General features: G+C 63.0%; 24 protein-coding genes and 1 pseudogene. 15 read left to right on the top strand and 10 right to left on the bottom strand.

Annotated features, from left to right (window positions below; all coding sequences use genetic code 11):
- Nucleotides 1-18: 18 nt before the first annotated feature.
- Both KXR72_RS02470 and KXR72_RS02465 read left to right on the top strand, forming a co-directional pair.
- Nucleotides 19-822, top strand: a complete 804-nt coding sequence (locus tag KXR72_RS02470) for a DUF4892 domain-containing protein (RefSeq protein WP_437419540.1) — start codon at nt 19-21, stop codon at nt 820-822.
- A gap of 78 nt (nt 823-900) precedes the next feature.
- Nucleotides 901-1977 (top strand): AI-2E family transporter, encoded by a 1077-nt coding sequence (locus KXR72_RS02465; RefSeq protein ID WP_437419539.1) that lies wholly within the window; start codon nt 901-903, stop codon nt 1975-1977.
- Here the strand turns inward: KXR72_RS02465 and KXR72_RS02460 are convergent, their stop codons facing one another.
- Nucleotides 1978-2970, bottom strand: coding sequence for a patatin-like phospholipase family protein (locus KXR72_RS02460; protein WP_437419538.1), 993 nt, complete (start codon nt 2968-2970; stop codon nt 1978-1980).
- 146 nt (nt 2971-3116) lie between these two features.
- Here KXR72_RS02460 and selD point away from each other — a divergent pair, with 146 nt between their 5' ends.
- The 8 genes and pseudogenes from selD to KXR72_RS02420 all read left to right on the top strand — a co-directional run bounded on the left by selD (nt 3117) and on the right by KXR72_RS02420 (nt 11153).
- Complete coding sequence (selD, locus tag KXR72_RS02455) at nt 3117-4151, top strand: selenide, water dikinase SelD (RefSeq protein ID WP_437419537.1); 1035 nt, start codon at nt 3117-3119, stop codon at nt 4149-4151.
- A complete protein-coding gene (gene mnmH / locus KXR72_RS02450; RefSeq protein ID WP_437419536.1) occupies nt 4151-5257 on the top strand; it encodes a tRNA 2-selenouridine(34) synthase MnmH in 1107 nt (368 codons plus the stop codon). The genes selD and mnmH overlap by 1 nt, the downstream gene beginning before the upstream one ends.
- A gap of 28 nt (nt 5258-5285) precedes the next feature.
- Complete coding sequence (locus KXR72_RS02445) at nt 5286-5564, top strand: hypothetical protein (RefSeq protein ID WP_437419535.1); 279 nt, start codon at nt 5286-5288, stop codon at nt 5562-5564.
- A 70-nt stretch (nt 5565-5634) separates the two neighbouring features.
- Nucleotides 5635-6237 (top strand): flavin reductase family protein, encoded by a 603-nt coding sequence (locus tag KXR72_RS02440; RefSeq protein WP_437419534.1) that lies wholly within the window; start codon nt 5635-5637, stop codon nt 6235-6237.
- Nucleotides 6238-6353: 116 nt separating this feature from the next.
- Nucleotides 6354-7271 carry an AAA family ATPase gene (locus KXR72_RS02435; RefSeq protein WP_437419533.1) on the top strand — a complete coding sequence of 306 codons (918 nt, stop codon included), beginning with the start codon at nt 6354-6356 and terminating at the stop codon, nt 7269-7271.
- A gap of 33 nt (nt 7272-7304) precedes the next feature.
- Entirely contained in the window at nt 7305-8267 is a 963-nt protein-coding gene (locus KXR72_RS02430) for a DUF58 domain-containing protein (protein ID WP_437419532.1), read from the top strand.
- Nucleotides 8264-10246, top strand: a complete 1983-nt coding sequence (locus KXR72_RS02425; RefSeq protein WP_437419531.1) for a transglutaminase TgpA family protein — start codon at nt 8264-8266, stop codon at nt 10244-10246. The genes KXR72_RS02430 and KXR72_RS02425 overlap by 4 nt, the downstream gene beginning before the upstream one ends.
- A 109-nt stretch (nt 10247-10355) precedes the next feature.
- Nucleotides 10356-11153, top strand: a pseudogene (locus KXR72_RS02420) (acyl-CoA thioesterase).
- 11 nt (nt 11154-11164) lie between these two features.
- Here the strand turns inward: KXR72_RS02420 and KXR72_RS02415 are convergent.
- Nucleotides 11165-12637 carry a methyl-accepting chemotaxis protein gene (locus tag KXR72_RS02415; RefSeq protein WP_437419530.1) on the bottom strand — a complete coding sequence of 491 codons (1473 nt, stop codon included), beginning with the start codon at nt 12635-12637 and terminating at the stop codon, nt 11165-11167.
- A gap of 98 nt (nt 12638-12735) precedes the next feature.
- Entirely contained in the window at nt 12736-13548 is an 813-nt protein-coding gene (locus tag KXR72_RS02410) for a TatD family hydrolase (protein ID WP_437419529.1), read from the bottom strand.
- Between the two features lie 166 nt (nt 13549-13714).
- Between KXR72_RS02410 and KXR72_RS02405 the strand changes: the two genes are divergently transcribed.
- Nucleotides 13715-15127, top strand: a complete 1413-nt coding sequence (locus KXR72_RS02405; protein WP_437419528.1) for a transglycosylase SLT domain-containing protein — start codon at nt 13715-13717, stop codon at nt 15125-15127.
- A gap of 4 nt (nt 15128-15131) precedes the next feature.
- Here KXR72_RS02405 and KXR72_RS02400 read toward each other — a convergent pair whose 3' ends face one another.
- The 5 genes from KXR72_RS02400 to KXR72_RS02380 form a co-directional block, all read right to left on the bottom strand.
- Nucleotides 15132-16148 (bottom strand): lipase secretion chaperone, encoded by a 1017-nt coding sequence (locus KXR72_RS02400; protein WP_437419527.1) that lies wholly within the window; start codon nt 16146-16148, stop codon nt 15132-15134.
- Between the two features lie 45 nt (nt 16149-16193).
- A complete protein-coding gene (locus KXR72_RS02395) occupies nt 16194-17096 on the bottom strand; it encodes a triacylglycerol lipase (protein WP_437420359.1) in 903 nt (300 codons plus the stop codon).
- Between the two features lie 330 nt (nt 17097-17426).
- Nucleotides 17427-17924 (bottom strand): transcription elongation factor GreB, encoded by a 498-nt coding sequence (gene greB, locus KXR72_RS02390; RefSeq protein ID WP_437419526.1) that lies wholly within the window; start codon nt 17922-17924, stop codon nt 17427-17429.
- A 37-nt stretch (nt 17925-17961) separates the two neighbouring features.
- Nucleotides 17962-20463 (bottom strand): ABC transporter permease, encoded by a 2502-nt coding sequence (locus tag KXR72_RS02385; protein ID WP_437419525.1) that lies wholly within the window; start codon nt 20461-20463, stop codon nt 17962-17964.
- Nucleotides 20460-21146 carry an ABC transporter ATP-binding protein gene (locus KXR72_RS02380; protein WP_437419524.1) on the bottom strand — a complete coding sequence of 229 codons (687 nt, stop codon included), beginning with the start codon at nt 21144-21146 and terminating at the stop codon, nt 20460-20462. The genes KXR72_RS02385 and KXR72_RS02380 overlap by 4 nt, the downstream gene beginning before the upstream one ends.
- A gap of 10 nt (nt 21147-21156) precedes the next feature.
- Between KXR72_RS02380 and KXR72_RS02375 the strand changes: the two genes are divergently transcribed.
- The 3 genes from KXR72_RS02375 to KXR72_RS02365 all read left to right on the top strand — a co-directional run bounded on the left by KXR72_RS02375 (nt 21157) and on the right by KXR72_RS02365 (nt 23123).
- Complete coding sequence (locus tag KXR72_RS02375) at nt 21157-21762, top strand: arylesterase (protein WP_437419523.1); 606 nt, start codon at nt 21157-21159, stop codon at nt 21760-21762.
- A gap of 44 nt (nt 21763-21806) precedes the next feature.
- Nucleotides 21807-22085 (top strand): hypothetical protein, encoded by a 279-nt coding sequence (locus KXR72_RS02370; RefSeq protein WP_437419522.1) that lies wholly within the window; start codon nt 21807-21809, stop codon nt 22083-22085.
- Between the two features lie 72 nt (nt 22086-22157).
- Nucleotides 22158-23123 (top strand): L,D-transpeptidase family protein, encoded by a 966-nt coding sequence (locus KXR72_RS02365; protein WP_437419521.1) that lies wholly within the window; start codon nt 22158-22160, stop codon nt 23121-23123.
- 80 nt (nt 23124-23203) lie between these two features.
- On the opposite strand, the gene KXR72_RS02360 is transcribed toward KXR72_RS02365, so the two are convergent.
- Entirely contained in the window at nt 23204-23458 is a 255-nt protein-coding gene (locus tag KXR72_RS02360; RefSeq protein WP_014853168.1) for an Lpp/OprI family alanine-zipper lipoprotein, read from the bottom strand.
- Nucleotides 23459-23872: 414 nt separating this feature from the next.
- On the opposite strand from KXR72_RS02360, the gene KXR72_RS02355 reads away from it, so the two are divergent.
- Entirely contained in the window at nt 23873-24148 is a 276-nt protein-coding gene (locus KXR72_RS02355; protein ID WP_437419520.1) for a GNAT family N-acetyltransferase, read from the top strand.
- A gap of 71 nt (nt 24149-24219) precedes the next feature.
- Here KXR72_RS02355 and KXR72_RS02350 read toward each other — a convergent pair whose 3' ends face one another.
- Nucleotides 24220-25296: a 3-deoxy-7-phosphoheptulonate synthase gene (locus KXR72_RS02350; RefSeq protein WP_437419519.1), complete on the bottom strand. Its 1077-nt coding sequence runs from the start codon at nt 25294-25296 to the stop codon at nt 24220-24222.
- Between the last annotated feature and the right edge of the window lie 182 nt (nt 25297-25478).

Below are 25478 nucleotides of genomic sequence, written 5' to 3'. Positions count from 1 at the left end.
GGTGTGTCGAGGAGCACAATGCGAGGTTCATGGATCGCCCCCTTGGCGCTGTTCAGTGCCGTCACTGTCGCGGCAGACCTGCCAGGTAGCCGCGATTTCGAGACGCTGCCGCGTTTTCCACGGGCGGAGATCGTCGGGTTCAAGCAGCAGGACGTTCTCGAACGTACCTATCCGCTCGATTCGATCCGGCGGATCAGTGGTCGCCTGCGGATGGGCGATCAGGTCAGCGCGCCCGGCGAATTGACCGCTGTAACGTATCTCTTGCCCAGCGTGCACAGCGGTATCGAAGCCTTTGAGCAGGGCCGACAGCATTTATTGGATGCTGGCGCCGAGCTGCTGTACTGGTGTGAAGGGCGCGCGTGCGGGTCGAGCAGTCTGTGGGCAAACGAAGTGTTTCAGCGTGCCATGCTTTACGGTCCAGATGCGCAGCAGGCCTTCCTGCTGGCGCGCATGCCTGGAGAGGCCGATGAGCTGATGGCGCTGTATGGCATCACGCGTGGTAATGGGCGGCCCTATCTGCAAGTCGAGCGCTTCCTTCCTGGTCAAACCCTTGGGGTGATCCTGCCCAATCCGGCGACCCTGCTTCGCCAGTTAAAGACTACGGGCAAACTCAACCTGCCTCGTTTGCCCGCCGAGCCCACCGCCGAGTGGGGTGCGCTGCTGGCCAACGTGCTGCGGCTCGACAGCACCATGCGTATCGAATTGTCCGGTCAAGGTGCAGCTGCCTGGCTGGAAGCATTACGGGCCGAACGAGTGAAGGCTCGGCGGATCGATGCAGTCGATTCGGATGAGCCTGGCCTGGTGATCCGCCTCTTGCGTTGAAACCGGTTTCGCGCCCCAATAGCGTCCCTGCCGGCGCGCCTTGTTCAAGGTGCGCCCGTTTCCGATAGGTATCACTCAATGCTCAACAACGATCGCCTGCTGGTGCAGATTCTGCTCCTGGTGTTGCTCGGCGCCTGCCTGTGGGTGCTGGCGCCTTTCGCATCGGCGCTGTTCTGGGCCGCAGTGCTGGCTTTCGCCAGTTGGCCGGTGATGCGAGTCCTGACCCGCTGGCTGAAGGGCAGCTCGACGCTGGCGGCCTCGCTGCTCACCTTCGGTTGGATGGTGCTGGTCGCCGTGCCGTTGGTTTGGCTCGGGTTCAACATCGCGGACCAGATTCGTGAGGTGAACGTACTGGTGCACAACCTGCAGGTTCAGGGCCTCCCCGCGCCACCGGCCTGGCTCGGTGAGCTTCCACTGGTCGGCGATCGCCTGGTGACGCTGTGGAATACGTTGGACGAGCAGGGCACCGCATTTTTCGCGACCATCCGGCCTTACGTTGGCCAGGTCGGTAATTGGTTGCTGGTGCGCAGCGCCCGAATCGGCGGTGGCATGCTTGAGCTGGCGTTAAGCCTGGTCCTGGTCTTTTTCTTCTACCGCGATGGCCCCAAGCTGGCGGCGTTCGTCCATAGCCTGCTGCATCGCCTGATCGGCGAACGCGCTGACCACTATCTCGAGCTGGTTGCCGGCACCGTGCAACGCGTGGTCAACGGTGTCATCGGAACGGCCGCCGCGCAGGCGATCCTTGCCTATATCGGGTTCAGCATCGCCGGGGTACCTGGCGCGCTGATCCTGGGCCTGATGACCTTCGCGTTCAGCTTCGTGATGGTGCCGCCCTTGGTCTGGGGGCCGGCTGTGGCATGGCTGGCCTGGCAGGGGCAATACGGCATGGCGATCTTCCTGGGGGTGTGGGGGATGTTCATCATCAGCGGTGTGGACAACGTGCTGAAACCCTACCTGATCAGCCGTGGCGGCAACCTGCCGTTGGTGGTCGTGCTGCTGGGTGTGTTCGGTGGTGTGTTGGCGTTCGGCTTCATGGGGCTCTTCCTAGGCCCTACGCTGCTTGCGGTCGCCTACAGCCTGCTCGGCGACTGGCTGATCAAGGAAGTCCCCGAAGCAGTCGCGCCGGAGCGGTTGCCCGGCGCGCATGTGGACTGATCACGCCTGCTCGAGCTCGTAGCGATCGAGCGTGTCCCGGGCGATGATCCGGCCAAGCTGGATCAGCTCCGGTGCTTTGTAGAACTCATAGAAGCGGCAGGCTCGCTTGGGAATGTTGATCAGCACGTTGGGTGGATACCCGGCGATCTTGTACTGCGTCAGCGAAGACTGCATAACCTCGAAACTCTGATTGATCAACTCCAGCAGCGACGCGGGGCCGCCGACGTCCACCACCCTCGAACCTTCCGCGGATTTCGGTGCACTGCGCCCGCTCGGAGCTGTCGCGGCCTGCTCCTCGAGCAAGACGTCGGACGGTTCGAATTCGCCGCTTTGATCTTCCAGACCCTTGGCGTCGTTTCGCCAGAACGGCAAATGTGAGCTGATCGAGCTGACCATCGCGTCGAACCGCCCGGGCCGCAGGATTTCCGGCAGTGGATATTGGCGATGATTGTTACCGTTGAGGTTCACCGCGATGATCAAGTCGCTGTGGCTGGACACCACCGGCACGATTGGCAAAGGGTTCAGAATGCCGCCGTCGACGAGCATCCGGCTGCCCTGCATCACCGGAGTGAACAGGCTGGGGATCGCCGCGGAGGCGCGCATCGCCAGTTCCAGATTGCCTTCCTGAAACCAGATCTCCTGCTGGTTGGTGAGGTCCGCCGCTACCGCGGTGTAGGGAATGGGCAAGTCTTCGATGTTGATGGAGCCCAGCATCTCGCGGATCCGCCCGAAGATCTTTTCCCCACGAATGGCCCCCAGGCTGAAACTCAGGTCCATCAGGCGCAACAGGTCGAAATAGTCGAGGCTCTCGATCCAGGCCCGGTATTCATCCAGCTTCCCGGCGGCGAAGATGCCACCTACGACTGCGCCCATCGAGCAGCCTGCGATACAGCTGATCTCGTATCCTCGGGCCGTAAGCTCCTCGATCACCCCGATGTGCGCATAACCCCGCGCGCCACCAGAGCCCAATACCAGTGCGACTTTTTTGCCCATGCGATTCTCCCTTTGCAGGGGCATTAGCTTCACGCCTGCGGCGGCCGGCTTCAAGAGGCGGGTCCGCGCCGATCTGGCGTGCCGTCTTCACTGGGGCTTCTTGCTACAATCGCCGCCCGTTTTGCCAGCGTCGCGAGAGCCACTCAATGAGCGAACCCATCCGCCTTACCCAATACAGCCACGGTGCCGGCTGCGGCTGCAAAATATCGCCGAAGGTGCTGGACGTCATCCTCGCCGGTAGCGGCGCGCAAAATCTCGACCCTCGGCTTTGGGTCGGCAACGCCTCGCGGGACGATGCGGCAGTCTATGGAATCGACGACACGCGCGGCGTGGTCTCGACAACTGACTTCTTCATGCCGATCGTCGATGACCCTTACGATTTCGGGCGCATCGCTGCAACCAACGCCATCAGCGACATCTACGCCATGGGGGGCAGCCCCCTGATGGCGATCGCCATCCTTGGTTGGCCGGTCAACGTCCTGCCACCGGAGGTAGCGCGGGATGTCATCGCCGGTGGGCGAGCTGTTTGCGATGCCGCGGGTATTCCGTTGGCCGGCGGCCATTCGATCGACGCGCCCGAGCCGATTTTCGGGCTGGCAGTAACCGGCTTGGTCGACAAGCAGCAGATGAAACGCAACGACACCGCGACGCTTGGCTGCAGGCTTTACCTGACCAAGCCGCTGGGCATTGGCATCCTCACCACCGCAGAGAAAAAAGCGATATTGCGCGCGGAAGACATTGGTCTTGCGCGCGACTGGATGTGCACGCTCAACACGTCTGGCGCGCACTTTGCGAAGCTCGAAGGCGTCCGAGCGATGACCGATGTCACCGGGTTCGGTCTGCTCGGGCACCTTGTGGAAATGGCTGATGGCAGCGGCCTTACGGCACGTATCGACTATGCACGGGTGCCGAGTCTGCCGGGCGTGGACTATTACCTCCAACAAGGTTGTGTGCCCGGCGGGACGGGGCGCAATTTCGACAGCTATGGCGAGCGCATCGCCCCATTGGACGATGCGTGTAAACAGCTTTTGTGCGATCCGCAGACCAGCGGCGGCTTGCTGGTCGCGGTGGCGCCTGAGGGTGACGAGCAGTTTCGCGAGATGGCGGCAGGGCTAGGCCTGGCACTCGAGCCCATCGGCGAATTCGTTGAGGCCGGCAGCTTTGCCGTCGAGGTTCATTGATGCGGCGCGATACCGATGATTACCGCAGGCTGTTCCTGAACGATGTCCCGATGATGGATGCCCGCGCGCCGGTGGAGTTTTCCAAGGGTGCGTTTCCTGGCGTGGTCAATTTGCCGCTGATGAACGATGTCGAACGGCAAAAAGTCGGCACCTGCTACAAGCAGCACGGACAGCAGGCGGCGATCGAACTCGGGCACCGCCTGGTATCGGGCAAGCTCAAGGCCGAGCGAATCGAGGCCTGGGCCAGTTTTGCCAAGCACCATCCCGAGGGCTACATCTACTGCTTTCGCGGCGGCCTGCGCTCGCTATTGGTCCAGCAATGGCTGAAGGCCGAAGCCGGTATCGAGTACCCGCGGGTAATCGGGGGCTACAAGGCGATGCGCCACTTCCTGGTCGAAGCCACCGAGCACGCCGCCGAGCGCAACGCCTTTATCCTTGTGGGCGGCATGACCGGGACCGGTAAGACCGAGGTGTTGGCCCGCCTGGACGACAGCGTCGACCTGGAACGCATTGCCAACCACCGCGGGTCGAGCTTCGGCAAGCGCGCTACGCCGCAGCCAGCGCAGATCGATTTCGAGAACGCTCTGGCCATTCGGTTACTGAAAATGGAAGCTGCGGGCCGTGGGCAATACGTGCTCGAAGACGAAGCGCGGCTAGTCGGGCGATGCTCCATCCCGCTACCCCTGTACCAGGGCATGCAGCGATATCCGCTGGTCTGGCTCGAAGACAGCCTGGAAAGCCGCGTCGAGCGCATCTTGCGTGACTATGTCATCGATCTCTGTGCCGAGTTCATTGCGGAGCTGGGTGAGGAGGGCTTCGCAGCGTTCAGCGAGCGTTTGCGCGAAAGTCTGGTCAATATCAGCAAGCGGCTCGGTGGCGAAGCCTATAAACGACTGGCCGCGATCATGGACCAGGCACTTGCCGAGCAGGCCAGTAGCGGCGCGGTCGATTTGCATCGTGAATGGATCGAAGCCTTGCTGACGCACTATTACGACCCGATGTACGTATACCAGCGCGAGAGCAAAGCCTCGCGAATCGAGTTCACTGGTGAGCAAGATGCCGTGGTCGAGTTCCTGAAGGCGCGAGCCGCGGGGCAACCAACCTGAGTCGTTATCGAAAACGAGGGATGTATCGATGAAGCACCTGATCTGTTTGTCGCTGATCGCGCTGGCCCTGACCGGCTGCGCCGCAAAAACCGCCTACCGGGACAGCTGCGCCTCGCAGTTGAACGCTGCCTGGGAAGAACAGAGCCTGGCCGAGGCTGAGGGTTTTGCCGGGACCGTTAGCTATTCAAAGGCCATGGCCCTGCTGACCGGTGCCAAGACCCAGCAGCAATTCGAGGCCTACCAGGGCTGTGTCGAGAAGGCCAAGAAAGCACGTTTCTACCTGCGCGAGTCGCGCGCTGGTCGCTGAACTTCCTCCCGTGTGGCGGCCCAGCGGCCGCCACTGCCTCACGCTCAACGCCGGTCGCAGGAACCCAAGCATGCAGCTCGACTTCACCACCTTGGCGCCGTTGGACGCCTATCGCTGGCTTACCTCCACGGTTACGCCTCGCCCCATCGCCTGGGTGTCCACTCGCGCCGCAAGCGGGATCAGCAACCTGGCACCGTTCAGCTTTTTCCAAGTGATCAGCAGCGACCCGCCCACCCTGTTGATCAACGTCGGACTGAAAGACGGCTCGCCCAAGGACACCGCGCGCAATGCGCAGGAGACGGGTGAACTGGTCGTGCAGCTGGTGAGCGCGGGCCAGGCCGAAGCGATGAACGCCTCGGCAGCGGCGCTTGCGCATGGGCTCAGCGAATTCGAGTATTGCGGCATCGCCTGCGAACCCTCGCAGCGGGTAAATGTGCCACGGGTGACTGGCGCGCCGGTCGCCTTCGAATGCCGCGTCGCGCAGATCTTGCCGTACCCGGCTCACTCACCCAATTGCCAGTTGATCTTCGCCGAGGTGCTGATCGCGCATATCGATGACGCGGTGTTGGACGCGCGTGGCCGCGTCGATCCCGCGCGGCTGGACGTTGTCGGCCGCCTCGGTGGTGCGGCTTACAGCTACACCCGTGAGCGCTTCGAGATGCAGCGCCCCTAAGTTTTCGCAGCATCCGGGACAAGCGGCTGATCACAACTTCGTCACCGCAGGTTTCGATCGGCTTGCCTGAGGCTCGCGGCCCGGTAGGATCGCCGTAACGAACAAAGGAGAGTCGTATGCGTGCCCGATTGGATGTCTGTCTGCGAGCGGTCAATGAAGTGCTGCTCGGCAAGCAATCACAGGTGCGACTGGCCATGGCCTGCCTGCTGGCGCGCGGTCACCTGCTGGTCGAAGACCTGCCCGGCATGGGCAAGACCACACTCAGTCACGCGCTTGCGCGCGTCATGGGGCTCGACTTCCAGCGCATCCAGTTCACCTCTGATCTGCTGCCCGGCGATATCCTCGGTACCTCGGTGTTCGACAAGGAAAGCGCAGGCTTCGTCTTTCATCCTGGGCCGATCTTTGCCGAGCTGATCCTGGCCGATGAGATCAACCGCGCCACTCCGAAAAGCCAGAGCGCACTGCTCGAAGCCATGGAGGAGGGGCAGGTGACCATCGAGGGCGCGACGCGCCCGTTGCCAGATCCCTTCTTCGTGATAGCCACGCAGAACCCGGTGAGTTCCGGCGGAACCTTTGCGTTACCCGAATCCCAACTCGACCGCTTTCTCATGCGCCTGTCGCTCGGCTATCCCGCCAAGGCCGCGGAGAAGGCTTTGTTGCTCGGTGACTCTCGCCGCGAGCTGCTAACGCGTCTGGAACCTCAAATGGACAGAGCCGTGCTACGGGCCGTGCAAGGAGAGGTCGCCGAAGTGCGCGTCAGTGATGCGCTGGTCGATTACGTGTTGCGCCTGGTCGAGGCCACCCGCACGCAACCGCAATTCGCCTGGGGCCTGTCTCCACGGGGTAGTCTGGCGCTGCTCGCCGCGGCGCGGGCTTGGGCCTACCTCGATGGGCGCGACTATGTGATACCCGAGGACGTGCAGGCGGTGCTGCCTCCGGTCGTGGGTCACCGGCTGCGCGAGCGTGCGGACGCGACCGGTCACGGCGGTGGCGCGCTGGTGCAATGGTTGCTGCGTGAAGTTCCGGTGCTTTGAGGTGGTATCCGGCCTGTCGATGAGCGCGGCGACATGAGATGGCTGCCCCGGCTCCGTGAGCGTTGGCTGTTGCAACGTATTCCGCCCGGGCCGAGCGTGCGCCTGGACCAGCGTCGGATCTTCATCATGCCGACGGGTATCGGCCTGACGTACCTCGTCGCAATGGTGCTGATGCTGCTGGCTGCCATCAATTACCAGAACAGCCTGGCTTATGCGCTGACCTTTCTGCTTGGCTCGGTGTACGTCGTAGCGATTCTGCATACCTGGCGCAACCTTGCCGGGCTCATTCTGCAGGCGGCCGGCGCCGAGCCGGTGTTTCTCGGCGAGCAGGCACGTCTGCGGGTCCGGCTCGAGAGTCCCGGTCGCGCCTACCAGGCGGTCGCGCTGGGTTGGCCGCGAAGTGGTCTACAGGTGCTCGATGTGCCAGCGGGCGGAACCTGCGAGGTTGAACTCAGCCTGCCGACCGATCGGCGTGGCTGGCTTCGGCCTGGGCGTTTGCGCGTCGAGAGCCGTTTCCCGCTTGGCATCCTGGTGGCGTGGAGCTGGGTCGACTTGCAGTTGGCGGCGCTCGTCTATCCGCGGCCCGAGGCGGCCAGCCTGCCGGCCAGAGTCGGTGAGGGCGATGACGAGGACCCGGGCCTGCATGCAGCCGGGCGCGGCGTCGATGATTTTCAGGGGTTGCGCCAGTGGCAGCCGGGCGACTCGAGGCGTCGCCTGCACTGGAAAGCGTTTTCACGCGGGCAGGGGCTGCTGGTGAAGGATTTCGCTGCCCTGGCCGGCCAGGAGCCGCTGCTTGACCTGGAGGCGCTGGGCGGCGATCTGGAGTCGCGGCTGTCGGTACTTTGCCACTGGGTGGTCGAGCTGTCGGCCCGTCAGCAACCGTTTAGCCTGAAACTTAGCGGCCAGCCGGTTGGCCCGGACCTTGGCACCGACCATCGCGCGCTGTGTCTGCGCGAACTCGCGTTGTTTGGCCAAGCACAGGAGCGAACCGCGTGAGTGCGGTGCAGCCGATTCCGCGAAACGGTCTGGTGTGGCTGCTGGTCGCCCAGGTGCTGGTCATCGTCCCGCACCTGGGCCATTTGCCACTGTGGATCATTGGGCTATGGCTGGGCTGCGCGATCTGGCGCGTGCAGATATTCCGCATGCGCGCCGCGTACCCACGACCCTGGGTAAAGGCAGCGATGATGGTCGGAACCGCGGCGGGGGTCTACCTGTCTCGCGGCAGCCTGATCGGGCTCGATGCCGGCGCCGTGCTGCTGATCGCCGCCTTCATTCTGAAACTGGTCGAGATGCGCAGCCGCCGGGACGCACTGGTGCTGATCTTCTTGGGCTTTTTCGCGGTGGTGACCAGTTACCTGTTCAATGACTCCCTGATCGCGGGTGTGTATAGCCTGCTGCCGGTTACTGCCTTGCTCGCCGCGATGATCGGCTTGCAGCAGAGCCGTGTCGAAACTCACCCCTGGCCGACGCTGCGCCTCGCTGGCTCGCTGCTTCTTCAGGCCGTCCCGCTGATGCTGGTGCTGTTCGTGTTCTTTCCGCGGTTGGGGCCGTTGTGGTCATTGCCGCAGCCGAGTGGGCAGGGTGTGACGGGCCTAGCAGACAGCATGTCGCCAGGAGACATCGCACAGCTTAGCCGCTCCAGCGCGTTAGCGTTTCGCGCCAGCTTCGAGGGCCCGGTCCCGCCGCGTGACGCGCTCTATTGGCGAGCGGTTACCTTCGAACGCTTCGATGGCCGACGTTGGTCTCAGGCCGTCACCGGTACCTTCGGGCCGTCACCGGCATGGGAGCCGGCGGGCGAACCGCTGAACTACAGCATCGTCATGCAACCCAGCGGGCGGCCCTGGTTGTACGCGCTGGACGTCCCCGAGCTGCGCGTGGCCGATGCGCGGCTGATGCCCGACTTTCACCTCCAGCGTGCGCGACCGGTGGACCAGCCCGTTATGTATGGCGTCAGGTCCTGGCCGCAGGCGCAACGCGAGCCTGCCGCGCCGGCTGAGACGCTCGAACGGTCGCTGCAATTGCCGGCAGGCGGTAACCCGCGCAGCCGAGAGTGGGCGGTCGCGCTTCGCCGTCAGCACCCTGAGCCCGAGGCGCTCGTGCAAGCGCTGCTCTCGCACTTCAATCGGGAGCCCTACGCGTACACGCTTCGGCCGCCATCGGTAGGCTCGCACATCGTCGATGGTTTTCTTTTCGATACGCGCCGCGGCTTCTGTATTCACTACGCCGGTGCCATGACCTTCGTGCTACGGGCGGCTGGCATTCCTACACGTGTCGTGGCGGGCTACCAGGGTGGCGAACTGAACCCTTCAGGAAATTATCTAGCCGTTCGCCAGCTCGATGCTCATGCGTGGGTCGAGTACTGGGTGCAGGGGCGCGGCTGGGTCAGCGTGGACCCGACCTTCCAGGTGGCCCCTGAGCGTATCGAGCGGGGGCTCGAAGAGGCACTGGCCGACGAGCAGGAGCTGTTCGACGACACGCTGATGAATTTGCGGCGCTACCGTGACCTCGGCTGGCTCAACGAGCTGCGCTTGAATTGGGACAGCCTCAACTACGGATGGCAGCGCTGGGTTCTTGGCTATCAGGGCGAGCGGCAGATGGACCTGCTTCGCGGTGTGTTCGGCAAGCTCGACGGTGGTCGGCTCGGGGTGATCATGGTGGCCATTGGCGCAGCGTTGATCCTGGTTCTCGCTCTAGTCCTGCTCAAGCCCTGGGCCCGTGAACGCGATCCCCAGCTGCGACTCTTTCGCGGTTTCGAGCGCGCCCTGGCGCGGCGTGGCGTTACGCGCGATCGGGGTGAAGGTGCGCGTGATTTCGCCGAGCGGGCCGCCCGCGCCATCCCAGAGGCGGCCGAGCCGATTCGCCGCTTCGCCGAGGGCTACGAACGCGCGCGTTACGGCGGGCATGCTGACGCACTGCCAGAGGTACAACGCTTACTGAAGTACCTCAGGCGGCGTCTGCGACTGCGGTGGCGCTGATCCGAACTCCCCATTGACGACCGCAATGGCAGACCAATCAGCAGATTTGCCTGCTACCGCCGTGTGCCACTGCGCCTTAGGATGTCGGCAAATCTGACGAGAGACCGAGATGACACTGTCCGAACTGATTCAAGCGACGCGCGACAATCCCCGGGACGTGATAATCCCGCCCAGCTGGGGCCAAGGCCGAGCTGGTTTTGGCGGGCTCGTGGCTGCGCTTGTGTAGGAAGCGATGCAAGCGCAAGTGCCGGCGGACCGCCCCGTGCGGTCATTGGCGATCACCTTCGTTGGACCGCTGCAGGTCGACACGCCCGTGAGCGTCGAGGCCGAAATTCTGCGTGAGGGGCGGGCGGTAAGTCAGGTACTCGGCCGCGCCGTGCAAGGTGGGCAGGTAGTGACCTTGGTGCAGGGTAGCTTCGGGGCGCCGCGCGAATCGGCCGTGCGTGTCGAGGCGGAGCCTGCGCCGGACCTTCCTCCAGTCGCGAGCTGCCAGGAATTGCCTTATGTCCCCGGTATGACGCCCGAATTCACGCGCCATCTGGCAATGCGCTGGGGAATCGGTGGGCTGCCTTTTTCCGGCAACCGCTCGCGGGAGATGGGCGGCTGGGTTCGCCAACGGGGCGACATCGTTCGCGAGCCAGTGACGGTCTCACACCTGCTGGCGCTCGTCGACGCCTGGCCGCCGGCTGTATTGCCACATCTCACAGGCTTCGCGCCGGGCAGTTCGCTGACCTGGACGATTGAGTTCGTCCAGCCACTGCCGGCAATCGACACCCATGATTGGTGCCGCTATCGGGCGCTCATCGAGCACGCTCGCGACGGCTACGGCCATTGCGCGGCTGGCCTGTGGACGGCTGAGGGCGAACTGCTCGCGCTGAGCCGCCAGACGGTGACGGTGTTCGGCTAGCGCAATGCAGCTTAGAGCTTGAATTGCTGAATGGCCTTGCCGAGGTCACCTGATAGCGCCGCGAGCTCAGCACTTGTGTTGGCCGAGGCGATTGTCTGCTGCACCGTTTGTTCGGTCACATCGCGTATGCCGGTCACGGCGCGGTTCAGCTCTTCGGCGACCGCGCTTTGCTGGTCGGCGGCAACTGCAATCTGCGTATTGCTATCGCGCATCTGCGCAACCGCCAGGGTGATCGCTTCGAGCGCGGTGCCGGCCTCTTGGGCCTCGCGCACGCAACCGTCGGCCTGTAGCGAGCTCTCGTTCATGAACTCCACCGCGTCGCGTGTCATCGACTGCAAGCCCGTCACCATCTGGGTGATTTCATCCGTCGAAACCTGAACCCGCTTGGCGAGGTTGCGTACCTCGTCGGCGACCACTGCAAAGCCACGGCCCATTTCGCCGGCGCGTGCCGCCTCGATGGCCGCGTTGAGCGCCAGCAGGTTGGTCTGCTCGGCGATACCGTGGATTACCCCGACGACGCCGTTGATTTTCTGGCTGTCGGCGGCGAGCTGGCCAATCGTTTCGGCGGTCTGCTGGACACCCCGCGACAGGTTGGATATGGATCGTTCCACCCGCGCCACGACCTGCTGCCCCTCGCTGGCAAGCCCGTCCGCATGCTGCGACTGATCGCGGGTTGCACGGGCATGTTCGGCGATATGGTGAACGGTGACGGTCATCTCGTTGATCGCCGTGGCTGCCTGGTCAGTTTCACTCTGCTGCCCGATCATGCCCCGGCGCACGTCGCTCATGCCGGCAGCCAGGTGCCCGGCGCCTTGGTCCAAACGGGTGGCAGCCTCGGCAACAGTGCCTACTATTCGCTGGTAGCCGGCCTGCATGGCATTGAACGCACCGGCCATCTGGCCAACCTCGTCGCGGCTGTCGAGCGGAACACGCACGGCCAAGTCACCGCTGCGCTCCACATGCAGCATCACGTCCTTCAACGTGTTCAGGTGGCTCAGCAGGAAGCGGATCAGCACTTGTGAGGCCGCCAGCAGGATCAGCATCAACAAGGCGACGGCCAAGGCGTAGCTCCAGAAGTGCGCACGCAGAAGCTGCAGCACGCTTGGTGAGCGCGCCACGATAGCAAGCGTTTCGTTCGATGCTGTCCTGAGCAGAGCGGCGCCGACGGCAGGCGATTCGGCGAACAGGCGATCATGGGCAAGCCCGATCCAGCCCTGCGTGGCCGGGAGCGGCTGGCCATCGACACGGATCGGCTGACCGGCTGGCGACTGAACGATCTGCTCAAGCGCGGGTAGTGGCGCATCTTGCGGCCAGGCCTGCATGACAGCAGCGAGCCGCTGCGCGTTTGCCTTGGCGTCTTCGCTGCGCGCGTTTTGCTCCAGCTGCAGGGCGAACAGCACCAGCAATAGGGCGATGGCGAAGCTCACCATGTTCAGGGCCCAGAATTTGTACTTCAGCGACAGGTCACGAATCCAGAGAAGCATGAGTGCCCTTACTTTTTCAGGCGGAGGGGCAGGCTGACTCGGCAGCCTGAAAGTCGAGAATCAGTTCATATAACGGCAGCCTGCTTGTCGGCTTTAGCTCAGCGCTGATCGACCGTGCCCAGACCGAAAAATGCGCGGGCCGTTGCGGTGGTCTGTGCAGCCAGGATGTCTTCGCTTTGCTGGCGGTGGTGTGCGACCTCCCGCAGCACTTCGGTCAGGAAGGCCGGTTCGTTGTGACCGCTTTTCGGCTTCGGTCGCAGGGTGCGGGGTAGCAGATAGGGCGCGTCGGTTTCCAGCATCAGACGGTGGTGCGGGATGTCACGAACTAACGGGTGCAAGTGGGTGCCGCGGCGCTCGTCGCAGATCCAGCCGGTGATGCCGATGTGCAGATCCAGATCGAGGTAGCGATACAGCGCCCGCTGTTCACCGGTGAAGCAATGGATCACGGCGGCCGTCAGGCGATCACGGTAATCCGCGAGGATCTCGACCATGCGCACGTCTGCGTCGCGTTCATGCAGGAATACCGGCAGGCCAGTTTCCACAGCCAGTTGGAGGTGTTCCTCCAGCACGCGCTCCTGTTGAGCGCGAGGCGATAGGTCGCGGTTGAAGTCCAGCCCGCATTCACCTACGGCACGCACCTCCGGCTCCGCCAGCAAGTCTCTGAGCAGGGCGATGCTGTCGGATGTCCATTGGCGAGCGTCGTGGGGGTGGACGCCTGCGGTACAGAACAGCCGTCGCTGGCATTCGTCCAGTTCGCGGCACAGCCGCAAGGCCGCTTCGCTCTCGTCGAGGCTGGTGCCCGTCAAAATCATCTGCGCGACGCCCGCCGCCTCGGCGCGCGCCAGGACCTCAGACGCGCGCTTGGCAAGGGATGGGTGGGTCAAGTTGACGCCAATATCGACGAGTTGCATGGCCGCCTCGCTTATAAAATCAAAATATAAATATATGAATCAGTGAGTTGCGATTCATTCTTCACGTCATATATGCGGGGCGACTGGCAGCTTCGCTCGCGCTGTGACAATCTTCGCGGCCCCACGGTGGCTGCTCCGCCTGGCTGCCCTGATTTCGAGCTGTTCGATGACCCGATTACTGCCTCTTTTGATCTGCCTGTTGGCGCTCGCTGCGCCCTGGCCGGCGATTGCGCGCGTGGTCGGGCCGGTAGCCTGGCAATCGGGCGATACGGTACGCGATCTCGCTGAGATTCGCCGCAGTGGTGTGTTGCGCGTACTGGTCAACCAGAGCCGCAATAGTTCAGGTGAAGTTAGGGGCGAAGCCATTGGCGTCGAGTATGTCCGGCTGCGTGCGTTCGAGCAGTTTCTCAATCGCAGTGGCAAGGGCATGCCCATCCATCTGGAAATTGTGCCCAGGGCGAAGGATCAGTTGCTTGCCGCGCTGCAGCGCGGCGAGGGCGACCTTGTGGCCCCCGGCGAGCTGCTCGACTCAGGCCCCGCTCGTAATGTCAGTCGCAGCCGGGCAGTGGTCGACGATGTGTCGATGATTCTTGTTGGTCGCCAGGGCGGCCCCCGTTACCAGCGGCTGCAACAACTATCAGGCCGGAGCCTCGCGTTACCTGCGGGGAGTGCTGCCGGGCCACTGCTGGCGCAACTGAACCGCGAGCTGATGAAGGCCGGCAAATCGCCGATTGCCATCGAGTGGGTCGACCCTTCGCTGGCAGTCGAAGACGTGCTGGAGATGGTGCAGGCTGGCATCTACACCGCCACGGTCGTGGAAGACACCATTGCCAAGCGTTGGGCGAAGGTGATGCCGAAACTGCGCCTTGAAACGGGGCTGGCGCTTGGCAAGCCGGCCGATATGCACTGGTTCGTGCGCCAGGATGCACGCACCCTGCGTGCCAGGGTCGACCGTTTCCTGGAGCGATACAGCCCGCCGGACAATCAGGACGCAGCGTTCGTGCGCGTCTATCGGCGGCTGTATCGGGTGCAGTATCCGCTCGACCGGTTAGGTCGGCAGAGGCTGGAAAAGGTGCGCCCGACATTGCAGCGGTACGCCGAACAGCAGCAGCTCGACTGGCTTAATCTGGCGGCGGTGGCGTTCAAGGAGTCCACGCTGAACCCGGCTGCTCGGGGCGCCGCCGGTGCGACGGGCCTGATGCAGGTGACGCCCGCCACGGCGCGCAGTATGGGCGTACGCGACATCGGTACGCTGGATAACAACGTGCTGGCCAGCGCGAAGTATCTCGCAAGCATCCGTCAGCAGTTCTTCGCCAGTAGCCGGCTCAATGACCGCGAGCGGATGGCCTTCGTCCTAGCGGCCTACAACCTCGGGCCCCAGCGGGTGCAAGGCCTTCGCGCCGAGGCGCGGCGACGCGGGCTGAACCCTGACCAATGGTTCTTCCAAGTGGAGCGGATCGCCATGGAGACCATGGGGATGGGAGTGGTCAGTTACGTCAACGCCGTGAACAAGTACTACTTGGCCTATTCTCGCGAGCGCTACCTGCTCGAAGGGGCACCTCAGAGCGCGGCCAAATAAGCGTTCAATCGTGTTCCCGGGCCGCCAGCTCTTGCGCGGCGGCCAGGCGCAAGCGTTCCGCATCATTGAATCGCTCTTCTGCCAGGCGGGTGACTGCGGCACGTTTGTCGATGTCGCTAAGGCCGCGACTGCGCTCGATGCGTGACTTCTCGCTCAGGTAATCGACGAGCCGCTGCCGCCATGCCTGTCGGTCGGTATCCAGCTGCTCCAGCCGTTTCGTGGCCTCATTGCCGACCCATTGTTGGCGCAGCGCACGGAGCGCCTCGGGTGTACCGCCAGACGCCTGCAAGATACGCGTTTGCTCGCTCAGTTCGGTGTGCATCGTGGGCGCCAGGGTTTCGATCCAATCGGTGGGCGCTTGCTTTAGAAGCCGGTCCAGCGCTTCGCCCTTGGTGCGCGCATCGAGAAGCGGATCCTGACGAATGGCCAGCCGCTGCAAGGTGGACCGATCCAGCGCTTCTTCGTCCGCAAAGAAAGCGCGGTGGGCCTGCTCGCTGAACAGTTCTCTGCGCAAGCGTTCCGCTGCCTCCAAGCGCGCGTGGAGTGCGGCCAGGTCGGGCTGGACCGGATGGGCACTTTCGAGCTGAAGCAGCCGGCGCTTGTAATCGAGATAACGGCCGAGCAGGTCGAGCGCCTGGCTGCGGGCAGGCTGCATGAGTTGCGTCTCGAGATGGCGACGCAGCCGGCCGACGCTGGTTTCAAGCGGCTCCTCGCCGATGGCGCTTAGGAAATAGTCGAAGCGTTGGCGCAGGCTCTGATCGACCACCAAGTTGCCAGCCGTGTCCACCTGCAAACTGCCATCGAGCTGGGTCTGAATGAACGACGCGGGCAGGCGGCCCACCTTCTCAGGGGTTGGCTCGGCGCGGTTGGGCGCCGGCGCTGCTTCGCCATTGTGTGCGCCAACCTGAATAGGTGGTGCTTTAAGGGCTGTGTCGGGCTGTAGGCCAGGTGCATCGCGCTGGCCGAATATGACGAAGCCGCCAGCCGCGGCCAGCACGAACAGGAGTGCGAGAATCTTCATCACGAGTCGATGCCTCGAAAGGCCGGGGCCGAGGCCCCGGGTTGTTCACAGACCGGCGTTCTTCAGCCGGTTGGCGTGCTGCCGGTAGACGGCGACCGGGTCCGTCTCGAACAAGCTGGTCAAGCCGAATACCTGATTGACCTCGTCGAGATGATTCATGCGGTAGTTGTCCCGAATAACCATCCCCAGGTGCGAGCTGCAACGCCCGACGAGGCCATCGGTGGGCTCGTTGAAGGCCAGCGCTGCAGCACCCATCATGGCGTCGCTTACGTCCAGTGGATTGGTCAGCGGGCTAGTACCGCTCCAGGAGTAGTAGCGCACCCCATTAACTTGATAGGCGCCTTCACCGCATGCGGTCGTGGGGATGCCTTGCGGATACTTGGCGTTGAAGCGGGCCGCGCCTTCGCTGTTGAGCGACTCCAGGCTGCCCAGCGAGTTCTGCGGCGCGGTGCTGCTACTGCCGGACAGGAAGTTGATCAGCGCGCCCATGCCGTTGACCAGGCCCGCCACGATGGCTTCTTCCGTCGAGCCTTCTGGGATCCTGCGCAGCAGGTCGGCCACGTCCGAACCTTTATGCGGGCCGCCAACACTGGTCACCGAGGCGACCAGATCAGGCCTGACCGCTGCAACGTACCGGATCGTTGGGCCTCCGTGGCTGTGCCCGATTAGGTTGACCTTTTGCTTGCCGCTGATCGCTACGATTTCCTCGACCTGCGCGAGAAGTTCTTCGCCGCGAAGCTCGGAAGTATTCAACTGGCTGACTTCGGTGACATAGACCTTTGCGCCATCTCGTCTGAGTGCGCTGGGAATGCCGTACCAGTAGTCGACGCCCAGAAGGCTGTCGAAACCGAGCATGCCGTGGGCCAAAACGATGGGATAGCGTGTTTCGGTGTAGCCGCCGGAGCCAAATAGCCCAGCATTGACGTCGCCTGAAACGGAAAGCGCCATGCTGAGCGAGAGAGCAAACACTGTCTTGTTCTTGTTCATCGGTGCACTCGTCTATAGGTGAATGGGATCAGCGCAATCCTTGGCTATCCACCGCGCGCCCGCGCGTACCGCAGTTTCAAGATTGGCAGGATCCATGCCAGCCACACGGCAGCCGCACGCATCCTCTCTGATACGCGCGCTAGCGCGTTCGATGCGCTCCGCAGGCATAGGCGTGACGTGTTACCCGATGGTCGCAGTGTTTCGGAAAGTGATGCCGATTGTGATCATCCTGCACATTGGGCGCATGATCGCAGAAGATAATGACTTATGAGTCTTTTCGAGGCTGAATGGTCACGGGTAGTCGATCGCAACGATGTACCACTCTTTAGGGCCGGTCGGTGTATCGACCCGAACCTCCGCGTCCAGCGGCTTGCCAACCAGGGCGCGCGCCAGCGGTGAGTCGATGCTGATATACCCATTCTTCAGGTCCAGTTCGTCAGGGCCGACAATCCGATAGCGGCCTTGCTCACCGTCTTCGTCCTCGACAGTTACCCAGGCGCCGAAATAAACCTTGCCGGGGTCGCTGGGACGGTCCTTGACGACCTTGAGTTTCTCGAGCCGCTTGGTCAGGAAGCGGACGCGGCTATCGATTTCACGCAGCATCTTCTTGCCGTAGGTGTACTCGGCGTTCTCCGAACGGTCGCCCTGAGCGGCGGCTTCACTGACCGATTGGGTAACCTTCGGGCGTTTGACGTGCCACAACTCGTGCAGCTCGGCGCGTAGTCGTGCCTCACCCTCAGGGGTGATCAGCGGTGTTCCAGCGGGGCGGGGTGGGCGGTAGCGGCTCATGGTCTTCCGGTCGGTAAAGGGGCGGTGGGGAGGTGCGTCAATTTTCGCGCAGCACGTTGAGCGGGCTGGCGTTGAGCGCCCGACGCGTTCCGATCACGCCCGCCGCGCCTACCAGGACAGCGCCGATCAGGGGTAGCACTAGCAGCCAGGGATGCGGTTGCCATTGCAGGTCGAACACGAAGCGATAGAGCAACGCGCTAACCAGCTCGCAGCCCAGTGCAGCAAGGGCGCCACTGGCCGCGCCAAGTACCCCAAACTCAGTGCGGCGGGCTCGTATCAGCAGTCGCCGCTCGGCACCCAGCGCCCGAAGCAGGGCGCCCTGACGGATGCGTTCATCCAAGGTGGCCTGCAGCCCGGCGAACAATACGGCCAGCCCGGCCGCCAGCACGAACATCAGAACGTACTCTACGGCGATCGACACCTGTCCCAGGATGCTGCGCAACTGAACCAGCAGCGCGTCGACCTGCAGCACCGTAGCGGCGGGGAAGTCCCGCGCCAGCCTGACCAATTCCCGCTCATTGCCGGCTGGCAGGTGGAAGCTGGTCATGTAGGTGGTGGGCATGTCCTGCAGCGTGCCCGGTTCGAAGATCATGTAGAAGTTGGGCTGGAAACTGTCCCAGTTGACCTCGCGCAGGCTTGTCACCACCGCATCGCGAGTAACGCCACCGACGGTAAAGCTGAGCCGGTCGCCAAGGGCTAACTGCAAGCTTTCGGCCAGCTCCGCTTCGACGGAAACACCAGGCAGCTCGCCAGGTGTGCCGCCCCACCATCGGCCTTCAATGATCCGGTTATCCGTGGGCAGTTCCTGCGCCCAGGTCAGGCTGAGATCACGGCGAATGGCGCGCTCGCCCTGGCTGTCCTTCGTGACCTGCTGACGAACAGGCTCGCCATTGATTGCCACGAGTCGCCCCGGTACGACCGGGTACAGGGGCGCGGCGCGGTCCGACAGCGCGGTGATGCGCTCGGCAAAGGCGTCGCGCTCGGCCGGCAGTACGTTGAGCACGAAGTGATTCGGCGCGTCATCTGGCAACTGATCCTGCCAGGTGTCGAGCAGTTCGCCGCGCAGCAAGGCGATCAGCGCCATCGCTAGCAGGATCAGGCCGAATGCCAATGACTGGCCAGCGGCGGCGAGTGGGTGGCGCAGCAACTGGCCCAATCCAAGGCGCCAGGGAAGCGATGCTCCAGAGAGCAAGCGGCGCAATCCTCGTAATGTCAGCAACAGCAGCCCGCCAAGCACCACGGTTGCCAGTAGCCCGCCGCCCAGCAGCGCCAAGGTGAGGCGTAGGTCCAGGCTCAGGCGCCACATGATGACACCCAGCGCGACAACCGCAGTGCCATAGACGAGCCAAGAGCTTGCCGGCACGGGAAGCATGTCGCGGCGCAACACACGCAGCGGCGGTACACGCCCTAGTGCCGCGAGCGGCGGCAAAGCGAAACCGGCGAGGGCGACCAGACCGGTCGCCATGCCGGCAAGTGCTGGCCAGGGTGTAGCCGGTGGGATCTCGTTGACGATGAGCTCGCGCAGCAGATGGAACAGCCCGAGCTGTGCCGCCCAACCTAGCAGCGCGCCGACAGCGCAGGCGACCAGCCCGAGGTAACCGAGCTGAAGCGTGTAGAGCATCAACGCTTCTCGACGCGACAGGCCAAGGCAGCGGAGCAGGGCGCTGGCATCGAAGCGGCGTGCGGCGAACCGGGCAGCGGACAGAGCGACGGCGACTCCCGCCAGTAGCACCGCCGCCAGGCTGGCCAGGTTCAGGTAGCGCTCCGCTCGGCCTAGGGCGCCGCCGATTTGCCGGTTGCCATCCTTGGGCGTCTCGATGCGCTGGTTGGGTTCCAGGGTCTCTTTTATAGCGGTCTGGTAGGCCTGGAGGCGCTCGCTCGGGCCGCGCCACAAGTCGCGATAGCGAACGCGGCTACCCGGCTGAACGACCCCGGTCGCCTCTAGGTCGTCCAGATGCATGAGCACGCGTGGCGTCAGGCTGTAGAAATCGCCCACCCGGTCGGGCTCGTAGGTCAGTACACGAGTCAGGCGCAGCGGTTTATTGCCGACTTCGATCTCGTCACCGATTTGCAGGTCCAGCGCGGCGAAGAGGCGCGCCTCCGCCCAGGCTTCACCTGGGGCCGGGCCCGTGCTTGTTTGCTCCGGCTCGTAGGGCGCTGGCGCGCTGCGCAGCGCGCCTCGCAGCGGGTAGCCACTACCTGCCGCCTTGACGCTAGACAGCTGCAGGTTCTCATCGGTTGCAATGACGCTGGAGAATTCCACCACCTGAGCGTGGTCCAGCTGCAGGCGGCGCCCGGTCTCGATCTGTTCCGGCTGGGCGGGCGTGCTGCCGCGCAAAACCAGGTCCGCGCCAAGAAACTCGGTAGCACGCAGTTGCATGGCATCGTTCAGGCGGGCACCAAAGTAGCCAATGGCGGTACTCGCCGCCACGGCGATGACCAGGGCGAAGAACAAGACGCGCAATTCGCCGGCACGGGCGTCCCGCCATAGCTGGCGTAGGGCGAGGAGGGCAAGCCGGCTGGCTGGGACGCGCATCATGATGAGACGCCGTCGGTAACCAAACGCCCCGCTGCGAGACGAATCGAGCGACGGCATCGCTGCGCCAGGCGCTCGTCATGAGTGACCAGCACGAGCGTGGTGCCGCGCTCTCGGTTCAGCTCGAAGAGCAGTTCAGTGATGGTCGCACCGGTGTGCGTGTCGAGGTTGCCGGTCGGCTCGTCGGCGAACAGCACGTCCGGCTCGGCAGCGAATGCGCGAGCCACGGCGACGCGTTGTTGTTCGCCGCCTGAGAGTTGACGCGGATAGTGATGCAGGCGCGAGCCGAGACCGACTCGGTCGAGCAGTTCGGTCGCGCGCGCTTCGGCGTCCGGACGGCCGTGCAGCTCCAGCGGCAACATGACGTTTTCCAGCGCATTGAGGCTGTCGAGCAACTGGAACGATTGGAAGACGAAGCCGACGTGTTCGGCGCGAACCCTGGCACGCTCATCCTCATCGAGCGAACCCAGCGAATGCCCCGCGAGCTGAACCTCACCGGAGCTGGGAAGATCGAGCCCGGCCAGCAGGCCAAGCAACGTCGACTTGCCTGATCCGGACGTGCCGACGATTGCGAGGCTGTCGCCTTTGTCGAGGTCGATGGTCAGGTCTTCGAGGATCACCAGCTCGCCTTCCGCGCTGGGTACCACTTTGCTAAGGTTCCGGGCATTGAGAATGCTGGCGCTCATGAAGAATCCGATGCGTATGTGGCTGAAGGGTGGGGTTCTACTGCTGTTGTGCTGGGCCCAAGGGGCTGCGGCAGGCACGGTGCTGGTGGTCGGGGATAGTATCAGTGCCGCTTTCGGGCTGGAAACCAGCCAGGGTTGGGTGCATCAGCTCGATGAACGCCTCAAGCAGCGTGGGGATGAGCACCCTGTGGTGAACGCCTCGATTACCGGCGACACCACGGCCGGCGGGCTTTCCCGCTTGCCCACGTTACTCGCCGAGCATGATCCGGAGATCGTCATTCTGGAGCTTGGCGGCAATGACGGACTGCGTGGCCAGCCCCCGTCGCAAATGAAACAGAATCTTTCCCGGATGGTGTCGCTCGCGCGGGAGTCCGGTGCTCGGGTGGTGCTGCTGGGAATGCGCCTGCCACCGAATCTGGGCCAGCGCTACACCACGGCTTTCGCCGATGCGTTCGACTCGCTTGCGCAAGAGCAGCAATTGGCCTATGTACCGTTCCTGCTCGAAGGCGTGGGAGGCGTGGCGGGGATGATGCAGCCTGACGGGGTCCATCCGACGGCGGGCGCCCAGGAGCGACTGCTGGAAAACGTCTGGCCGGTGCTGGAGCCCTTGCTTTGACACGTGGGCGCGGCTACTGTCGCGCCCCTTGATTGGAGCCTCAGATGCCGCGGCCTGCCTGGACACTTTTCGCCTATCGACTGATCGAGCCTGACGAGCAGTTTGACTTGTTTGCGTGCCGCGAAAATCGGTTCCATCTTGCGCTGCGTCAGCTCGAGCTAGACGGTCGGGTGGATCGAACATTGTGCGGAGGTTTTCTTCCTGCTCGGCCTCGCTGGCAGGATCTACAACGCCCCGCGCTCAAAGATCAGCGCCTGTGCGCGGCCTGTCGCGACGTGCTACAGGCGCAGCGTCGTGGCCTTCCGTCTGCCACGAACGCCTAGTAGCTCCGCGTTTTCACTGGCTTCGCGTACAATGCGGGCATTTTCATCACCGTCGTTTTCAAGGATCTCTGAATGCCCTCGCGCGCGTTTGCAGTCGCCTCCTGTGTGTCTATCGCCGCTTTGCTGAGTGCCGGGCCTAGCGCTGCGCTCGAACTGCCTTTACCGCCGGAAGGCGAAGACGTGGTTGGCCAAATCCAAGTGGTCAAAGCCAAGTATGAAGACACCTTCGCAGCGCTGGGTGAAGCGCACGACCTGGGCTACCTCGAAATGGTCGCCGCCAACCCCGGCGTGGACCCGTGGCTGCCGGGCGAAGGAACGGACATCATCTTGCCAACGCGCTATATCCTACCGCCGGGCCCGCGCGAAGGAATTGTCATCAACCTTGCCGAGTATCGCCTGTACTACTACCCCAAGGGCGAGAACGTGGTGCATACGTTTCCACTGGGCATCGGCCGCGAGGGTTGGGGATCGCCTGTCGGCAACACCCGAATTTCTGCAATGACCAGCAACCCGGCCTGGTATCCGCCTCAGTCGATTCGTGACGAGCACGCGGCGGAGGGCGATCCACTGCCAAAGGTCGTCCCGCCGGGGCCGGACAATCCGCTTGGCCCCTACAAGATGAATCTGGCGATTCCGGGTTACCTGATCCACGGCTCGAACAAGAAGTTTGGCATCGGCATGCGGGTTAGCCACGGCTGCTTCCGCATGCTCAACCACAACGTTCTGGAATTGGCTGGTTTGGTCAAGGTGGGAACGCCGGTGCGTATCATCGACGAGCCTTACAAGTTCGGCGTGAGTCAGGGCAAGGTCTATCTCGAGGCGCACACACCTTTGCAGGATGAAGATCACCATATGACCCTGATGGATAAGCATGCCGTGGTGATCAATACGTTGCTCAAGCGTGACGAGGCCGCGAATGGCGTGCAGCTTGATTGGGAGATGATTCGCGAGATCGTTGCCGGAGAAGACGGCCTGCCAATCCAGATTGCGGACCAGACTCAGGCATTGGCTGCGGCAGAAGAGGAACAGATTTTCTAAGCATCGTCCTCGGGCATCGCCCAAATGACGCCCATAAAAAAGCCGACCTGTCTGCAGGTCGGCTTTTTTTCGCCTGAAGCTTACTTGCGGCTGGCGCGTTCCAGCATACGCAGAGCACGCTCGTTGGCTTCGTCAGCAGTCTGCTGAGCCTTCTGAGCTGCCTGCAGAGCCTCGTCGGCCTTGCTGTACGCTTCGTCAGCGCGAGCCTGAGCACGGGCAGCAGCATCTTCGGTAGCGGTCAGACGGGCTTCGCTTTCCTTGGTCATGCTGTTGCTGCAACCAGTGGCCAGAACTGCGGCGAATGCCAGAGCAGAAAATTTCAGAACGTTGTTCATCGTGTTCCCCTTAAGGATGGAATCCATGGCAACTTCCGTTATGGAAAGTTGGCGCGCACATACTACCTATTAGTTGCGCTAAGTAAACTGAGTCAAGCAGCTACTGCACAGTTTTTTCTGCAAACTCGTTATGTGCAAAGCGTCTCCCGGTTTGACTGCTCAAAAAGCAATCAAAGAGGGCCACTTGCATACGGTACATGGACCGGGGGCACACCGGAAAGTTGCAGTTTGCCCAACTTGCAGTTATCAATTGCGCGCTGGAAAGATTTACCTGCAGGGAGGCATCTAAAGGGTTTGTGGCTGCGCAGGGCTGGCAGTAGCATGCACCTTTCAAACTAACAACAATGAAGCGAGCGCCCCTCATGGCGCGACCCTTCGCATCGGCAGGCAGGGCAAGCCTGCAGGGGAGGCCATATGAGCGAGCAGCTGACTATCCGTCATGACCAGGCGGGCCACCAATTCGAGACGACGGTGGATGGCTATCGCGCGTACCTGGCTTACGTGGACCTGGGCAAGCAAACGCTGGATATCTACCGCACCTTCGTTCCGGATGCCCTCCGTGGGCGTGGCGTCGCGGCAGCACTCACGCAGCATGCGTTGGACTATGCCGCCCGGGAAGGATTTACCGTCATACCCTCCTGCTCATACGTCGAGCGTTACATGGAGCGGCAGGCCGAGCAGGGTAGCTAGCCATCTTGGCTGCGTTACTAAAAAGAAACCCCGCCTAGGCGGGGTTTCTTTTTGCGCATGTCGTTCAGTGCTCAGCTACGGTCCCGCTTGGGCAACACCTCTTTTAATTTCTGATGCATGCCACGGATCGCTTTTTCGGTCGCCGCCCAGTCGATACAAGCGTCGGTGATCGAGACGCCGTACTTCAGGTCCGCCAGGTCCTTCGGAATCGACTGGCTGCCCCAGCCGAGATGACTTTCCACCATCAAACCGACAATGGAGTTGTTGCCTTCCAAGATCTGGTTGGCCACGTTATCCATGACCAACGGCTGCAGCGCCGGATCCTTGTTCGAGTTCGCATGGCTGCAGTCGACCATAATGTTTGGGCGAATCCCGGCCTTGTTCAGCGCCTGTTCGCAAATTGCGACACTCACCGAGTCGTAATTGGGCTTGCCGTTGCCCCCGCGAAGCACGACATGGCCGTACGCATTTCCTTTCGTGGTGACGATCGATACGCCGCCGGACTGGTTAATGCCGAGGAAACGGTGCGGGCTGGACACCGACTGCAGCGCATTGATCGCCACGGTCAGGCTGCCATCGGTGCCGTTTTTGAAACCCACGGCCGAAGACAAGCCCGACGCCATTTCCCGATGTGTCTGGGATTCAGTGGTGCGCGCGCCTATGGCGGACCAGCTGATCAGGTCCTGCAAATATTGCGGGGAGATCGGGTCGAGCGCCTCGGTCGCGGTCGGCAAGCCCATCTCGGCCAAGTCGAGCAGCAGCTGGCGACCGATATGCAAGCCGTCCTGGATCTTGAACGAGTCATCCATGTACGGGTCGTTGATGAGCCCCTTCCAGCCAACTGTTGTGCGTGGCTTTTCGAAATAGACCCGCATGACGAGGAAGAGGCTGTCGGCGACCTCGGCAGCCAAGCCTTTTAGGCGCTCGGCATATTCGTGCGCCGCCTTCAGGTCATGGATGGAGCATGGGCCCACGACCACGAACAGGCGATGATCCTTGCCGTCGAGGATGTCGCGTACGACCTGGCGACCCTTGGATACTGTCTGCAGCGCGGTCGCGGTCAGTGGAATTTCACGCTTGAGCTGGTCCGGAGTAATCAGGGTTTCGTTGGACGCAACGTTAAGGTCATCGATCGGTAAATCAGCCATCGTGTTACTCGTCAGGGTCACGGGTGCCGTCCGCCAGCCATCCCGGTGCGGCGGATCAGAGCGTGGGGCGCAGCGGGGAAGCGGAACCTTATCGCGGATGCACCGCCCCGACAATGGCCGGGAAGTCGTACGGCCGGGCGGTACCGGCTCGATTCAACGAAGGCTGGGAAGCCAGGCCACGA

Source organism: Stutzerimonas chloritidismutans (assembly GCF_051486945.1).
Lineage (GTDB): Bacteria > Pseudomonadota > Gammaproteobacteria > Pseudomonadales > Pseudomonadaceae > Stutzerimonas > Stutzerimonas chloritidismutans_B.
The sequence above is the reverse complement of the archived record's forward strand: the minus strand, read 5'-3'. Positions and strand labels throughout refer to the sequence as shown.

Excerpts from the sequence above, each read along its gene's own strand:
- KXR72_RS02400 (WP_437419527.1), bottom strand. The coding sequence starts at position 16,148 with ATGAAGATTCTCGCACTCCTGTTCGTGCTGGCCGCGGCTGGCGGCTTC.
- KXR72_RS02360 (WP_014853168.1), bottom strand. The coding sequence starts at position 23,458 with ATGAACAACGTTCTGAAATTTTCTGCTCTGGCATTCGCCGCAGTTCTG.
- KXR72_RS02380 (WP_437419524.1), bottom strand. The coding sequence starts at position 21,146 with ATGAGCGCCAGCATTCTCAATGCCCGGAACCTTAGCAAAGTGGTACCC.
- KXR72_RS02370 (WP_437419522.1), top strand. The coding sequence starts at position 21,807 with ATGCCGCGGCCTGCCTGGACACTTTTCGCCTATCGACTGATCGAGCCT.
- KXR72_RS02375 (WP_437419523.1), top strand. The coding sequence starts at position 21,157 with ATGCGTATGTGGCTGAAGGGTGGGGTTCTACTGCTGTTGTGCTGGGCC.
- KXR72_RS02445 (WP_437419535.1), top strand. The coding sequence starts at position 5,286 with ATGAAGCACCTGATCTGTTTGTCGCTGATCGCGCTGGCCCTGACCGGC.
- KXR72_RS02460 (WP_437419538.1), bottom strand. The coding sequence starts at position 2,970 with ATGGGCAAAAAAGTCGCACTGGTATTGGGCTCTGGTGGCGCGCGGGGT.
- KXR72_RS02465 (WP_437419539.1), top strand. The coding sequence starts at position 901 with ATGCTCAACAACGATCGCCTGCTGGTGCAGATTCTGCTCCTGGTGTTG.
- KXR72_RS02440 (WP_437419534.1), top strand. The coding sequence starts at position 5,635 with ATGCAGCTCGACTTCACCACCTTGGCGCCGTTGGACGCCTATCGCTGG.
- KXR72_RS02405 (WP_437419528.1), top strand. The coding sequence starts at position 13,715 with ATGACCCGATTACTGCCTCTTTTGATCTGCCTGTTGGCGCTCGCTGCG.
- KXR72_RS02350 (WP_437419519.1), bottom strand. The coding sequence starts at position 25,296 with ATGGCTGATTTACCGATCGATGACCTTAACGTTGCGTCCAACGAAACC.
- KXR72_RS02435 (WP_437419533.1), top strand. The coding sequence starts at position 6,354 with ATGCGTGCCCGATTGGATGTCTGTCTGCGAGCGGTCAATGAAGTGCTG.
- KXR72_RS02395 (WP_437420359.1), bottom strand. The coding sequence starts at position 17,096 with ATGGCGCTTTCCGTTTCAGGCGACGTCAATGCTGGGCTATTTGGCTCC.
- greB (WP_437419526.1), bottom strand. The coding sequence starts at position 17,924 with ATGAGCCGCTACCGCCCACCCCGCCCCGCTGGAACACCGCTGATCACC.
- KXR72_RS02355 (WP_437419520.1), top strand. The coding sequence starts at position 23,873 with ATGAGCGAGCAGCTGACTATCCGTCATGACCAGGCGGGCCACCAATTC.
- KXR72_RS02415 (WP_437419530.1), bottom strand. The coding sequence starts at position 12,637 with ATGCTTCTCTGGATTCGTGACCTGTCGCTGAAGTACAAATTCTGGGCC.
- selD (WP_437419537.1), top strand. The coding sequence starts at position 3,117 with ATGAGCGAACCCATCCGCCTTACCCAATACAGCCACGGTGCCGGCTGC.
- mnmH (WP_437419536.1), top strand. The coding sequence starts at position 4,151 with ATGCGGCGCGATACCGATGATTACCGCAGGCTGTTCCTGAACGATGTC.
- KXR72_RS02470 (WP_437419540.1), top strand. The coding sequence starts at position 19 with ATGCGAGGTTCATGGATCGCCCCCTTGGCGCTGTTCAGTGCCGTCACT.
- KXR72_RS02385 (WP_437419525.1), bottom strand. The coding sequence starts at position 20,463 with ATGATGCGCGTCCCAGCCAGCCGGCTTGCCCTCCTCGCCCTACGCCAG.
- KXR72_RS02410 (WP_437419529.1), bottom strand. The coding sequence starts at position 13,548 with ATGCAACTCGTCGATATTGGCGTCAACTTGACCCACCCATCCCTTGCC.
- KXR72_RS02430 (WP_437419532.1), top strand. The coding sequence starts at position 7,305 with ATGAGATGGCTGCCCCGGCTCCGTGAGCGTTGGCTGTTGCAACGTATT.
- KXR72_RS02365 (WP_437419521.1), top strand. The coding sequence starts at position 22,158 with ATGCCCTCGCGCGCGTTTGCAGTCGCCTCCTGTGTGTCTATCGCCGCT.